Origin of the sequence: Agrobacterium sp. DE0009 (assembly GCF_007680755.1) — a bacterium.
Classification (GTDB): Bacteria; Pseudomonadota; Alphaproteobacteria; order Rhizobiales; family Rhizobiaceae; genus Agrobacterium; species Agrobacterium tumefaciens_B.
In genome coordinates this window covers 70,019-83,944 of the sequence record NZ_VEIU01000001.1, presented here as the reverse complement: position 1 = coordinate 83,944, position 13,926 = coordinate 70,019, and the positions used below count along the sequence as shown (strand labels likewise).

Below are 13,926 nucleotides of genomic sequence, written 5' to 3'. Positions count from 1 at the left end.
CTGCGGGTCGGATTTAGCCTGTCTTGTCATGCGACGGAGACGTATTTTTTATGCTTTCCGGGTGGAAATCGCGCCGCGACATGTTATTTAGAGGCTAACAGAAAGCAGCGGCCTTGAACCGCATGTGAAAGGAATAGGCCTATGAGCGGCATTCACGACATGATCGACAGCGAAGTGAAGAGCAACGATATCGTTCTTTTCATGAAGGGCACCCCGCAGTTTCCGCAATGCGGTTTTTCCGGCCAGGTGGTACAGATTCTCGATTATCTCGGCGTTGAATACAAGGGTATCAACGTGCTGGCCGATGGCGACCTCCGTCAGGGCATCAAGGACTATTCCAACTGGCCAACCATCCCGCAGCTCTACGTCAAGGGTGAGTTCGTTGGTGGCTGTGACATCGTGAGAGAGATGTTCCAGTCCGGCGAATTGCAGAGCCACTTCCAAGAACAGGGTATCAGCGTCCGCGGCGCGGCCTGATTTCGGCCGGTTCATCCGGCCCACCCTGATTGTCAGAAATTATGCCAGGCGTTGCTTCATGCAACGCCTTTGCCGTTCTTTTTGGGGCAATCCTGTGACAGAACTTTCACAATCCACCACGTCGCGCGCTGGCTCGATGGGGCGCACGGAATTCATTGCGCTCGCCGCCATGCTGATGGCGCTCAATGCGCTCGCCATCGACATCATGCTCCCCGGTCTTCAGCAAATCGGCGCCTCGCTGGGCGTCGAGAACGAGAACCATCGCCAATACGTCATATCCGCCTACCTTCTTGGCTTCGGCATTGCTCAACTCCTCTATGGGCCGATTTCGGACCGTTTCGGGCGTCGCAAGCCAATGCTTTTTGGTCTTGCGATCTACATCGTTTCAGCGATCGCCGTTGTTTTCGTACCGTCCTTCTCGGGTCTGCTGTTCCTGCGCTTCATTCAGGGCATTGGCTCGGCGGCAACACGCGTCATCACCATCTCGATCGTGCGTGATATTTACGGCGGCCGGCAGATGGCGGAAGTCATGTCGCTGATCATGATGGTCTTCATGGTCGTTCCGGTCATCGCACCTGGCACCGGCCAGATCGTGCTCTTCTTCGGCAACTGGCACCTCATCTTCGCCTTCATGGCCGGCATTGCTGCCATCGTAACGACGTGGATGTATTTCCGCCTGCCGGAAACGTTGCATCCGGATGATGTCAGGCCCTTCACTGCCCGTTCGGTGCTCGCCGGCTTCAAGATCGTGCTCACCAACCGCATCGCGCTCTGTTACACGCTGTCGAGCACCTTCATCTTCGGTGCGCTGTTCGGCTTCATCAACTCGGCCGAGCAGGTCTATAAGGGCATCTATGGCCTTGGCGCGTGGTTTGCGGCGGCTTTTGCTGGCGTTGCCCTGTTCATGGCCTTCTCGTCCTTCATCAATGCGAAGCTGGTTGGCCGGATAGGCATGCGCAAGCTCTCGCACGGCTCCCTGCTCGGCTTCATCGCCATCACCTTCCTTTGGCTGGTGGTGCAGATGATCGGTCCGGAACCGATGCCGTTTGCCATCTTCATCGTGTTCTTTGCGCTTGCCATGTTTCAGTTCGGCTGGATCGGCTCGAACTTCAACTCACTCGCCATGGAACCTCTTGGCCACGTCGCCGGCACCGCCTCTTCGGTCATCGGCTTCATGGGAACCGTCGGCGGTTCGCTGATCGGCGCCGCTATCGGCCAAGCCTTCGATGGCACGGCCCTGCCGATGGTCGCGGGTTTCTTCATCGTTTCGATCATCGGCCTGATCTTCGTGCTGATCGGCGAAAAGGGTGTGCTGTTTCAGGCGCATAACAAGCCCACGCACTGATGTTACCCAGAAATGACAAAGGGCGCGGAATTCTGTTCCGCGCCCTTTTTGTCTGACGGTTCACGTCCTACGCATTCCGTCACTTCGGACCCGATACGGGCTCCAGCCAGCCCAAGTCCTTGGGCTGAAAAGAGTCTTTCCCCGTGGATGCCGATCTAGTCCGGCATGACGCGAGAAAGCCTTGCCGGCCGGCCCAATCGGCCACCTCACACCGTGAAAATCTTCTCCCGCAACAATTCCCATGTCTGCTGGTCAGGCGCAAGCAACAGCCCGCCATCCAGATGGCGCGGCAGATAGGGCGAACCGTCGAGGCGAGCGGCATAGGCGCCCGATTCCTGCGAGATCAACGTGCCGGCCAGGTGGTCCCACGGCATCAGCTTGTTATACATCAGGAAATGCATGTGGCCGCCGCAGAACAGCCGGTATTCGTGCGCCGCACAGCGATAGCTGGTGAAAAGCCGCACATCGGCGAGATTCATCAAGATCTTTCGCCGTGTCTCCACGTCGAAATAGCCGGTATTGGCGATGCCGACCATCTGCGACAATTCCGGCGCCGGCACGACCGACATTTGCGTCTGCGAACCATCGGCACTGCACAGCCATGCGCCGGAGCCCTTTTCGGCAATCGCCCAGTCATTGCCCATGGGGTCGAAGATCAGACCGGCAACGGTCTCACCCTTGGAGATGACGCTCATCATCACGCCAAAGAGCGGCAGGCCGGACGCAAAGTTGTAGGTGCCGTCGATGGGATCGACCACGACAGCCAGATCGGCATCGGCCAGCTTGCCGAGCAGTGAAGCATCCGCCGCCACAGCCTCTTCACCGACGAACAGCGCATCGGGCATGATCTCCTGCACGCGAGCCCGGATCAGCCGCTCGGCGGCCTCGTCGGCTTCTGTCACGAGATCGATCGCCTCGGACTTTATCCTGACATCGCCCTCGCCGAGATTGCGGAACCGGGGCAGGATTTCCACGGCCGCCGCCTCCTGGAGTGCATTGGCAAGAGAGGCGATGTCGAGTTCGATGGCCATGGGCGATATCCTTCCTTCTGAGCGTCAGTCTTATAAAGCGACGATTTCCCGGCGCAGCATCTTCCAGCTCTCCTTGTCGGGAGCCGACAGGATGCCGCCGGCGGTGTGGCCGGGCCGATAGGGCGTCGCGTCGAATCGCGCCGTGTAGCCGCCGGCTTCCTGGTGAATGAGAACACCGGCGAGATGATCCCATGGCATCAGCTTTTCGTGGCCGATGAAATGCAGCTTGCCAGCCGAGGCGAGCCAGTATTCATGCGCCGAGCAGTTGAGCGACAATGCCATCTTGATCTTCGCCATATTGGCGGCGATCACCGGCCGGCGATCGGGATGGCTGTGGCCCCACGAGAAAATGCCGACCATATCGGAGAGCGGGGCGGCATCGGCGACCTTCAGCTTTGCCTGCGAGCCGTCCTTTCGGTGAAGATGGGCACCCTCGCCTTTCAGTGCGACGATTGTATCGCCCATGACGGGATCGTGAATGATGCCCGCAACCGTTTCACCTTTCACGGTGACCGCAAGCAACGTGCCAAAGGCGGGAAAACCGGCAGCATAATTGAACGTGCCATCGATTGGGTCGATCACGAAGGCGAGCGGTGCATCGGCAAGGGCGGGAATGACTGATGGGTCAGCCTCATAGGTCTCCTCGCCGACAATATGCGCCTTGGGAAATCGCTGAAGCAGCGCGGCGGTAATCACCTTCTCGGCGAGAATATCGGCCTCGGTGACAAGGTCGACGGCGGATGTCTTTTCGGAGATGGCGCCAGCGCTCAGGTTCCTGAAGCGGGGCATGATCTCATCCGTACCGGCTGCGGCAACGGTGGAAATGAGGAAATCGATATCTTTATCGGAAAGGGTCATCGCGAAGGGTACTTCTTCATAAGGGAGGGTGGGCCTCCCTAGGCTCTTCAGATGACGCCCCCGTGACAGAAAGCGCCGAAAAATCAAAAAGCTTGGGATCGAGGAGATGCGAAGGGTTCACATGCGCAAGCGCCCGCAGCATCACATCCTTGCGGCCCGGCATACGCCGCTCGATGTCCGCCAGCATTTCCTTCATGGCATTGCGCTGAAGCCCGTCCTGCGAGCCGCAAAGGTCGCAGGGAATGATTGGAAACTCCATTGCGGCCGCAAATTTCGCCATGTCCTCTTCGGCGCAATAGGCAAGCGGCCGCATGACCATCAGGTCGCCCTCGTCATTCAGAAGCTTCGCCGGCATGCCCGCCAGACGGCCGCCATGGAAGAAGTTCATGAAGAAGGTTTCGAGAATATCCTCACGGTGATGGCCGAGCAGCAGTGCGTCGCAGCCCTCCTCCCGCGCAATGCGGTAGAGATTGCCGCGCCTGAGCCGCGAACAGAGCGAACAATAGGTGCCGCCGGAGGGCACCTTCTCCTTCACCACCGAATAGGTGTCGCGATACTCGATGCGATGGGCAACGCCGATCTTCGCCAGATACTCTGGCAGGACATGCTTTGGGAAGTTCGGCTGTCCCTGATCGAGATTGCAGGCAATCAGTTCAACGGGCAGCAGGCCGCGCCATTTGAGATCAAGCAGCAGCGCCAGAAGACCGTAACTGTCCTTGCCGCCGGAAAGGCCGACCAGCCAGCGCTTCTGGCCCTCCAGCATGCCGAAATCTTCAAATGCCTGGCGCACATTGCGCAGCAGCCGCTTGCGCAGCTTGTTGAACGAGACCGATCGCGGCGCGTTGTCGAACAGCGGATGCGAGTTACCGCTCTCTTCCGGCGGTTCCTGATCTGCCCCGACTTTCTCCGCGATGTCATCGATCCTGGTGAGAATGTTCATCATCCGCTCGCTCCGGCACGACTGCCGTTCTTCATGCAGGCAATGCCCCCATACGCCGGTAAGATCAAGCCCCGAATACGGACCAGCCGGTTTTCGTCGCCAGCAATTCCAGCGCCTGTGACCCGAGCGCCGAATTGCCGACCTTGTTGAGGCCCGGCGACCAGACCGCAATCGAAGCCTTGCCCGGCGCCACGGCCATGATGCCGCCGCCGACGCCGCTCTTGCCCGGCAGGCCGACATGATAGGCGAAATCACCCGATCCGTCATAGTGGCCGCAGGTCAGCATCAGCGCATTGATACGTCGCGCACGACGGTCCGAGACGACCGTGTGCCCGGTGAGCGGGTTACGGCCGCGATTGGCCAGAAACAGGCCAGCCCGGGACAACTGCGCGCAGGTCATGGATAGTGCGCACTGATGGAAATAAACGCCGAGCGTATATTCCACGGGATGATGCAGATTGCCGAAAGAACGCATGAAATTGGCGAGCGCGAAATTGCGGAAACCCGTCGCCTGCTCCGATTTCGCCACCGTATCGTCGATGCTGATCGTATCGTCATCGGCGAGATAACGGACAAAACGCAGAAGCTCGCCGATCGCCTCACGCGGCTGATGGCCGGAAAGAACGATATCCGTCACCACGATAGCACCGGCGTTCACGAAGGGATTGCGCGGGATTCCGTGCTCGTGCTCCAGTTGGACGATGGAGTTGAACGACGATCCGGACGGTTCGCGCCCCACCCGGTTCCACACCGTCTCACCGGCCTTGCCGAGCGCAAGCGTCAGCATGAAGACCTTGGAAATGCTCTGGATTGAAAACGGTGTCAGCGCATCGCCGGCCGTATAAGTCGTTCCATCGACCGTGGTGATGGCGATACCGAACTGGTTGGGATCGACTTTGGCGAGTTCGGGAATGTAATCCGCGACCTTCCCCTCGCCCAGCCTCGGCAGCATGCTGTCATGGATGGAATCGACGATACCCTGAATGTCCTGCATGCAAAGCCTTCCCCAGCAAACAAAAAAGCCGCCCCGAAGGGCGGCTTTCTCAATACTGAAACGCGTCGATTAACGCGAGTAGAATTCGACGACCAGATGCGGTTCCATGACGACCGGGTAAGGCACGTCAGAAAGCGACGGAACGCGGGCGTAGGTCGCAACCATCTTGTTGTGGTCAACTTCGATGTAGTCGGGAACGTCACGCTCAGCGAGCTGAACGGCTTCCAGAACGGTGACGAGCTGCTTGGACTTCTGACGAACTTCGATAACGTCGCCCGGCTTGCAGCGGTAGGAACCGATGTTGACGCGAACGCCGTTAACCGTGACGTGGCCATGGTTGATGAACTGACGCGAGGCGAAAACGGTCGGAACGAACTTGGCGCGGTAGACGATGGCGTCCAGACGCGACTCGAGCAGGCCGATCAGGTTTTCAGAAGTATCGCCCTTGCGACGGTTTGCTTCGTCGAAGGTAGCGCGGAACTGCTTTTCGCGCAGTTCGCCGTAGTAGCCCTTGAGCTTCTGCTTGGCGCGCAACTGCGTGCCGAAGTCGCTCATCTTGCCCTTGCGGCGCTGGCCGTGCTGGCCCGGGCCGTATTCGCGGCGGTTAACCGGGGACTTCGGACGGCCCCAGATGTTTTCGCCCATGCGGCGGTCAATTTTATACTTAGCCGATTCGCGCTTGCTCATCGTATTTCCTTCTCAAAAGGTTAAGCCGGCCTGTTGCCAGACCGGTTTAAGGAAACACGCCCTCCTCTGAAGCCCGTTTCAGGGCCTCTGACAGGCTTCTCACATGCAAATGGAGAAACCACGGGACATGTCGGTGATATTGACCGCCGAACGTCAGTTCTTAAACTGCAGGGCAGTCAACAAAACACACCGGACATCACTGCCCGGCGTTGGGGCGGCTTCTACAGAGCTTTCACGGTTTTGTCAAACAAGGCTTTTCGCTTTTTCTGAGGTCTCCTCTTGAAAAGCGAAAGTGCCCACCCATCTCTCCATCGTGATCAGAACTCGGGCCCCTCTGGCGTGTTACCGGACAACACGTGATGTCGAGTTTGTTAAGGATGGGGCCCACGTATATTTTTGACACACGTTCCCCATCCGTAAAGCCAACCTCGTCCGGCTAAAGGTTGACTGATGGACTTTTTTCTATCGGATTTTCTCGGCACACCCACCTGGATGTGGGCTGTCTTTATTTCCCTCGTTCTTGGCCTGCTCGCGCTCGATCTAGGCGTGCTGCATAAAAACTCCAAGGAAATCGGCGTTCGTGAAAGCCTGCTGATGTCAGGCTTCTATATTGTCATCGGCTTGGCCTTTGGCGGCTGGATCTGGTATCAGTCCGGCCAGCAGTCGGCGATGGAATATGTGACCGGCTTCGTGGTCGAAAAAAGCCTGGCGATGGACAATATCTTCATCATCGCCATGATCTTCTCCTACTTCGCCATTCCCCGACAATATCAGCACCGCGTGCTGCTCTGGGGCATCCTCGGCGTCATCGTCCTGCGCGGCATCATGATCGCCGGCGGCGCGGCCATTGTCGAAAACTTCCATTGGGTGCTTTATCTCTTCGCGGCCTTCCTCGTTTTCACGGGCCTCAAGATGCTGTTCTCCTCCGATCATGACGAGAACGATATCGGCAATAACCGCATCCTGAAATTCCTGCGCAGCCACCTGCCCGTGACAAACAGGCTGCATGGCGAGAAATTCTTCGTCAAGGAAACCGATGCAGCCACGGGCAAGCTGAAGACCTTCGTGACGCCGCTCTTCCTGGCGCTCATCATGGTCGAAATCGCCGACCTGATCTTCGCGGTCGATTCGATCCCGGCGATCTTCGCGATCACCACCGATCCCTTTATCGTCTACACCTCGAACATCTTCGCGATCCTCGGTCTGCGCGCCCTCTACTTCGCACTCGCAGCCCTGATCCACCGCTTCGCTTATCTGAAATATGCATTGGCTGCGGTTCTGGTCTTCGTGGGTTCGAAGATTTTCGTGGCCGACATGCTCGGCATCGCCAAGATCCCGCCGGCCATCTCGCTTGGCGTCACCGTCGCCATCCTCGCAACCGGCATCATCGGTTCGCTGATCGCGACGCGGAAAGAAGCGAAGGTCATCGAGTAAGGATGAGCAAGGAGGCGGCGATTGTGCCGCCTCAAATTGATGAAGAGCGTCCGTTAAGGACAAGTCTGGCACCAACACACAATACATATGCCGTCACCCCGGACCTGATCCGGGGTCCAGCGCGATCAAGTCCTTGATCGCGTTAGACTCTTCTCCCGGCGCAGACGCGCCGCGGCTGGATGCCGGATCAAGCCCGGCATGACGGAAAGGTTATTCCATGAAGGAACCCTATCAACTTCACTCAGCCGCCAGTCTCGCATCATCCTCAGCCGCATCCGCATCGCCGGGTGCGGTTTTTGCGTCGAGATCGGGAAATGCCACGATCCGCTTGCCGGAGAAATCGGCATGGACCACCACAAGCTCCTTCTCCTCGAAATAACCGAGCAGACGCCGCGCGCGGCGGGCGGAGTGGGTGCCATAGGCGCGGGCGATCCGGGCATCCGACGGGCAAGGCTCTTCGCCAAGCGCCGCCTTGACCAGCAACAGGAAGACACCCTGCAGGTCATCGGAAACCGAGGTCGAAAGCTCCAGTGCCTTTTGCCAGCCTTCGCTTGCCGCCATCTCCGCATCCACGCCGGAGCGAGCAATCGCCACCTGCCGGCGGAATTCCGCCAGCGTCATCGGCGTTCCGGGAATGCGGCGCATACGGGCGCGCACCAGAAAGTCCTGGTAGAGGACCGCGTCCGTGCGATAGGCCGATTGCGGGTCGTCGAGAATTTCAACGAGAACCGCCGAAATCTTTTCCTCGCGCTCCTCCGGCGTCATTTCCGGCTGGCCTGCGCGCGGCGATTGCTCAGGTGTTGGGCCGACTGCGGCGGGCGTGGAGCGGGAAAGCTCTGCCAGAATATCCGTGGTCGGACGGGGCGCGGGCGGCGTGCGGCGCACGGCAGCGCGCGTGAACTCTTCCGGGTCCGGCGTAAAAATCAGGTCTTCGACGTCCTGTGGAGCATCCGGCAGCGGCATCAGCTTCGGTGAAGAGGAGCGCGCCGAGGTTTCCACCGCACCGATGACGATGGGCAGCGGACGGCGCGATAGCGCCGGGCCGAGCGCCACGAAATTGCCGCGCTGAAGATCGCGAAACATTTCCGCCTGCCGCCGATCCATGCCGAGCAGATCAGCGGCACGCGCCATGTCGATGTCGAGAAAGGTTCGGCCCATCAGGAAGTTCGAGGCTTCCGCCGCCACGTTCTTGGCAAGCTTGGCCAATCGCTGCGTGGCGATGACGCCGGCAAGACCACGTTTACGGCCACGGCACATGAGATTGGTCATCGCGCCAAGCGAGGCCTTGCGGGCATCTTCCGTGACTTCACCAGCAACGGAGGGCGCAAACATCTGCGCTTCGTCCACCACCACAAGCACAGGATACCAGAATTCGCGATCGGCATCGAACAGGCCATTGAGGAAAGCGGCGGCCGCGCGCATCTGCTGCTCGATATCAAGCCCTTCGAGCGTCAGCACGCAGGAGACGCGGTGCTGGCGAATGCGGTTGGCAATGCCGGCGAGTTCGGCCTCCGTGCGCTCGCCATCCACCACCACATGACCAAATTTATCGGACAAAGTTACGAAATCACCTTCGGGATCGATGATGACCTGCTGCACCCATGGCGCCGATTGCTCCAACAGCCGGCGCAGAAGGTGCGACTTGCCGGAACCGGAATTGCCCTGCACCAGCAGGCGCGTCGCAAGCAATTCTTCAATATCGAGCTTGGCCTGCTGCCCGCCCGATAGAGTTCCCATGTCGATGCCGACCTGCAATGTTCCATTCCTCATGCTGGATACCGTCCGGCCGATTCCCTGAGGCTCGGCCGAAAATGCTCTTTACCAAAAAATCGGCTCTTGCGTCTCATCCGTGCCGATAATGCACAGGCAATTCACGCTCAGCCCTGCGGAGACCTGACCCAAAAGCGTGAAATGCCGATGCGACGACCGAAGACGTTGAGCGCCAGCCCAAGAATGACCAGTGCTGCGCCGATGATTTCGAAAACGGTTATGTGTTCGTCAAAGGCGAAATAGGCGCTGATGAACCCGACCACAGGCACCAGCAGCGAAAACGGCGCGACGGTTCCAGCCGGATACCGCAGCAGCAGATAACTCCAGATACCAGCGCCGACTATCGTCGCGCCATAGGCCATGTAGATCACAACAAACGCCATGGTCGGCGTGGCATTCACCACCCCTGCGGCAATCGCTTGAGGTCCCTCCACCACGAGCGACAGCAGGATCAGCGGCAAAACAGGTACAAGGCTCGTCCAGGCAACGAAGGACACAGCATTGACCTGGCCGATGCGGCGATTGACGATGTTTCCGCAGGCCCAGGCAATCGCCGAACCGACGCCCATCAGAAGCGGGACCAGCGCTGCCGCCGTCATGCGCTCCACGCCGATGACCGCCAGCCCGCCAAAAGCGATGATTGCGCCGAGGATTTGCGACGGCAATGGCCGTTCACCGAGGAACACCACAGCAAGCGCCAGCGTGAAGAAGGCCTGCGACTGCATGACGAGCGAAGCAAGCCCCGCCGGCAGGCCGAGCTTGATGGCCGGGTAAAGCAGGCCGAACTGCACGAAGCCCATGGCCATGCCGTATACGATCATGTGCCGCCACGGCACATTGGGTTTCCGCAGGAAGAACACCAGGGGCACCGCCGCAAAGAGATAACGCACACCCGTCAGAAACAAAGGCGGCATATCCATGACGCCAATCTTGATGGCGACGAAGTTGAAGCCCCACAAAAACACGGTGATCAGGGCGAGGAATATATGCGGCAATGCCATTTTGTTATGTCCGAATTTCAGGCAAGCAAGAGGTGCCTTACGATGCAACCGCCCTCTTCCAGCCGAAGGTAATGAGGCCAGCGCCAACAAGGAGACCGCCGCCCGTGCGGTTGACGATGCGCTGAACCCGCGGCTTGCGGATCGTGTTGCGGGCGACACTTGCCAGAAGTCCATAAAGGGCCGCATTGACGGTGGCAAGCACAAGGAAGGTCACTTCGAAAATCAACACCTGCGGCCAGAACGGCAGCGTCGGCACCAGAAACTGCGGCAGGAAGGCCACGAAAAACACGATGCTCTTCGGGTTCAGCGCCGTGACGATATAGGCGTGCAGGAAGATTTTCAGCGGCCGCTCGCGGCCGGTCACCTTGGAACCATCGGCCGCGTCACCGACCGGCGACCGCCACAGCTTGATGCCGAGATAGATGAGATAGGCCGCCCCGATCCATTTCAGACCGGTGAAAAGCGCCGCCGATGTGGCCAGCAACGCCCCAAGCCCGAGCATCGAGGCGGTCATGGCGGTAAAATCGCCAAGCGCCACCCCTGTCACCGTCGCAGTACTCGCCTTGCGGCCATGGCCCAGCGCATAAGAAATGACCAGCAGGATGGTCGGTCCCGGAATGGCGAGCATGATGGCAGATGCGGCCACGAAGGCCAGCCAGTTCTCCAGTGGCATGATGAGTCTCCTTTATCCAATCTGTCGAGCAAGCCACGGAAAATGTTTCGCTTCAAGCCGATTTTACAAACCGCGCAGCTCTCTTGTAACAACCCGAAAAACGTCCCTGCAGGATTTTCTTCGCCGTCGTCGGTTAGAATTCGCTACGGCCCCTCCCGCCTGTCTGCACGGGAGAGGCTACCCCGTCAAAACCGCGGCGCCCAGGGAGGGACTTCCCATTCGCGTCGCCGCTTCACCCGCGATGGTTCAAGGCCGATATCTACCAGAAGACGTTCCGGCAGATCGGCGGGATCGGTCGGCGGCGCACGGGGCACCACAGCGGCAATGAGAACCGCTTTGAGGGTTTTCCAGACGCCGAATGTAACGAAGAGGCGGTCGACGGCATCCGGCAGCGCATATGCTACCAATGGTTGATCATTTTGCATGGGAAATCCATCCCGGCGCAGCTAGGCGTCCAGGTCCTTTATCGATGAAAAACGACAGGACGAAACGACGGGCGCGACAATCACGCCACGCGAACGCGCAGGTCACATGTCAGACGAAGAGAAAATGCCAAACGGCTGGGAAATCAGGCCATAAGCCTTATCGGAGCGCGATGCGGCGCACCACATAACCGCTAAAGACCACGCCGGAAAAGCCAGACATGCCGTTAAGGCGCATATTCATGTCATTGGTCATTTCACGCCTCCATTTATAGCGGTTACAGACAATGAGCATCTTACACAGGAAATCCGATGCGACAAGAGGCCGCAATCTCGAATTGCATAAGATCAGAGAACACGATGCAAAAATGCAACAGAGACTTTGGCCTGCAAAGTCAGCGCGCGGAAACGCTGAGACCAAATCCCTGCATCAGCCGCCGCGTGGCAAAATCCGGCTTGCCTGACGTGAAGGCGGCAAAGTCGAAACCTTCTGGGTGTTCGGCATCCTGCGGCAGCGGCACCAGATGGCGCGCACGCCGCGCAATCGCCTCGGCAGGATCGAGCCAATCGACAGGCCAGGGGGCCAGGCGGCGAAAAACATTGGCCATGAAGGGATAATGGGTGCAGGCAAGCACGACGATATCCGTGCGCTTGCCATCATCCTCAATGAAACAGGGCTCTATTTCAGCAAGCACGGCGTCGTCAGCGATCGGCTCTCCCCTGATCCAGCTCTCCGCCATGCGCGCCAGATTTTCCGACCCCACGAGACGGACATGACATTGGCTGGCAAAGGATTGGATGAGATCACGGGTATAAGCGCGCTTGACGGTGCCCGGTGTTGCCAGCACGGAAACGAGACCCGAGCGGGTACGCTCCGCAGCGGGTTTGATCGCGGGCACGGTACCGACAAAGGTCATGTCCGGAAACCGGGCGCGCAAATCCGCGCCAGCCAGCGTAAAGGCGGTGTTGCAGGCGATGATGCAGACTTCCGGGCTATACTCGTCAAGCAGCCTTTCGAACAGCGAGAGAATACGCGCCCTCAGCGCTTCCTCCTCCCAGCCGCCATAGGGAAAACCGGCATCGTCGGCCACGTAGATGAAGCCGCGTTCGGGCATCAGCACCCGCGCCTCGCGCAGCACGGTCAGTCCGCCAATGCCGGAATCGAATACCAGCACCGGTTTCAGCACATCGGCCGTCGCCTCACTCGTTTTCAGCATTCTCCCCTGCTCCCTCGGCCGTCGGCCCCGCTGCCCTGCCCGTCTTTTTCGGCCATTGCCGCGGGAAACGGTCGAGCGAATTGATCACGCCGCGGAAAACGCTGATTTCCTGTTCGGAAAAGCCGCGTCTCGACAGCACGGCCCGCAGATTGTCGACCATTTTCGGCTTTTTTTCAGCGGGATGGAAATAACCGCGCGCATCCAGCGCCTCTTCAATGTGTTCGAACAGGCCGAAGACCTGCTCTTTGGTCGAAGGCCGCTGCTCGACGGACTGGAACAGCGTCTCGCCCAGATCGTCCATGCCCGACTTCATCCACTCATAGGACATCAGAAGCACAGCCTGCGCGATATTGAGCGAAGCAAAGGCGGGATTGACCGGGAAGGTCACGATCTCGTCGGCCAGCGCCACTTCCTCATTCGTCAGCCCCCAGCGCTCGCGCCCGAACAGGATTCCGGTTCTTTCTCCCGTCTTGAATTTTTGCCGCAGCGTTTCGGCGGCGGTAACAGGTGCGCGCACCGGTTTGAAACCGTAACGCTCGCGCGCGGTCGTGGCATAAACAAAATTCAGGTCTTTGATCGCCTCTTCCAGCGTTTCGAACACCTTTGTTGCGTCAATGACGTGGTCAGCCTTGGAGGCCGCGGCCCGCGCCTTCTCGCTCGGCCAGCCATCGCGTGGCTTCACCAGCCGCAATTCGGCAAGACCGAAATTCGCCATAGCCCGCGCCACCATGCCGATATTTTCGCCGAGTTGCGGTTCGACCAGAATGATCGCCGGGCCTTCCGCCACAAGTTCAAGCTCGCTGTTTGTGCCTGCCATCGTTGTTCGTCCGTTTTCTTGAAAGCGCCGCATCAACTTTCACGCCGATACTTTAAAGCGCGCTTCACTGGCACAGATCGGCGATAAAATCAAAGTCGGAACGGGCAAACGGCGACTTTCGAATGAATGAAGGGCTGCAACCTCACAGTCGACGGCATCCTCGGGCTTTTCCCGAGGGTCTGCCAACGTATTGATGTCATTCGACGCGGTGGGATCCTCGGCGCAGGGCCGAGGATGACGTCGAGTGAATGTTGACCCTT

At 59.1% G+C, this 13,926-nt stretch carries 14 protein-coding genes; 3 read left to right on the top strand and 11 right to left on the bottom strand.

The features are described 5' to 3' along the window. The first annotated feature begins 141 nt into the window (after positions 1-141). Positions 142-477, top strand: a complete 336-nt coding sequence (gene grxD, locus FS804_RS00470) for a Grx4 family monothiol glutaredoxin (protein ID WP_144573957.1) — start codon at positions 142-144, stop codon at positions 475-477. Between the two features lie 136 nt (positions 478-613). Continuing rightward, positions 614-1,822 (top strand): multidrug effflux MFS transporter, encoded by a 1,209-nt coding sequence (locus tag FS804_RS00465; protein ID WP_144576274.1) that lies wholly within the window; start codon positions 614-616, stop codon positions 1,820-1,822. A gap of 206 nt (positions 1,823-2,028) precedes the next feature. On the opposite strand, the gene FS804_RS00460 is transcribed toward FS804_RS00465, so the two are convergent. From FS804_RS00460 to rpsD, 5 genes are all read right to left on the bottom strand, one after another. Further along, positions 2,029-2,853: an inositol monophosphatase family protein gene (locus FS804_RS00460; RefSeq protein WP_144573956.1), complete on the bottom strand. Its 825-nt coding sequence runs from the start codon at positions 2,851-2,853 to the stop codon at positions 2,029-2,031. Between the two features lie 30 nt (positions 2,854-2,883). Beyond that, a complete protein-coding gene (locus FS804_RS00455) occupies positions 2,884-3,711 on the bottom strand; it encodes an inositol monophosphatase family protein (protein ID WP_144573955.1) in 828 nt (275 codons plus the stop codon). 16 nt (positions 3,712-3,727) lie between these two features. Further along, on the bottom strand, positions 3,728-4,654 hold the full coding sequence (ttcA, locus tag FS804_RS00450) for a tRNA 2-thiocytidine(32) synthetase TtcA (protein ID WP_371417793.1): 927 nt from the start codon (positions 4,652-4,654) through the stop codon (positions 3,728-3,730). A 61-nt stretch (positions 4,655-4,715) separates the two neighbouring features. Next, positions 4,716-5,645 (bottom strand): glutaminase, encoded by a 930-nt coding sequence (locus tag FS804_RS00445; RefSeq protein WP_144573954.1) that lies wholly within the window; start codon positions 5,643-5,645, stop codon positions 4,716-4,718. 69 nt (positions 5,646-5,714) lie between these two features. Then, positions 5,715-6,332, bottom strand: coding sequence for a 30S ribosomal protein S4 (rpsD, locus tag FS804_RS00440; RefSeq protein WP_004442465.1), 618 nt, complete (start codon positions 6,330-6,332; stop codon positions 5,715-5,717). A 450-nt stretch (positions 6,333-6,782) separates the two neighbouring features. Here rpsD and FS804_RS00435 point away from each other — a divergent pair, with 450 nt between their 5' ends. Continuing rightward, complete coding sequence (locus tag FS804_RS00435; protein ID WP_144573953.1) at positions 6,783-7,766, top strand: TerC family protein; 984 nt, start codon at positions 6,783-6,785, stop codon at positions 7,764-7,766. Positions 7,767-8,003: 237 nt separating this feature from the next. On the opposite strand, the gene FS804_RS00430 is transcribed toward FS804_RS00435, so the two are convergent. From FS804_RS00430 to FS804_RS00405, 6 genes are all read right to left on the bottom strand, one after another. Next, positions 8,004-9,521, bottom strand: a complete 1,518-nt coding sequence (locus tag FS804_RS00430; protein WP_186376719.1) for an ATP-binding protein — start codon at positions 9,519-9,521, stop codon at positions 8,004-8,006. Between the two features lie 122 nt (positions 9,522-9,643). Continuing rightward, the gene (locus FS804_RS00425) at positions 9,644-10,537 is read right to left on the bottom strand and encodes an EamA family transporter (RefSeq protein ID WP_144573951.1); all 894 of its coding nucleotides are present in this window, start codon (positions 10,535-10,537) and stop codon (positions 9,644-9,646) included. 37 nt (positions 10,538-10,574) lie between these two features. Beyond that, positions 10,575-11,210, bottom strand: coding sequence for a LysE family translocator (locus FS804_RS00420; protein ID WP_144573950.1), 636 nt, complete (start codon positions 11,208-11,210; stop codon positions 10,575-10,577). Positions 11,211-11,395: 185 nt separating this feature from the next. After that, positions 11,396-11,635 carry a hypothetical protein gene (locus FS804_RS00415; RefSeq protein ID WP_063948682.1) on the bottom strand — a complete coding sequence of 80 codons (240 nt, stop codon included), beginning with the start codon at positions 11,633-11,635 and terminating at the stop codon, positions 11,396-11,398. A 392-nt stretch (positions 11,636-12,027) separates the two neighbouring features. Next, on the bottom strand, positions 12,028-12,849 hold the full coding sequence (murI, locus tag FS804_RS00410; RefSeq protein ID WP_144573949.1) for a glutamate racemase: 822 nt from the start codon (positions 12,847-12,849) through the stop codon (positions 12,028-12,030). Continuing rightward, positions 12,833-13,666: an RNA methyltransferase gene (locus FS804_RS00405; protein WP_063949091.1), complete on the bottom strand. Its 834-nt coding sequence runs from the start codon at positions 13,664-13,666 to the stop codon at positions 12,833-12,835. The genes murI and FS804_RS00405 overlap by 17 nt, the downstream gene beginning before the upstream one ends. Positions 13,667-13,926: the final 260 nt, after the last annotated feature.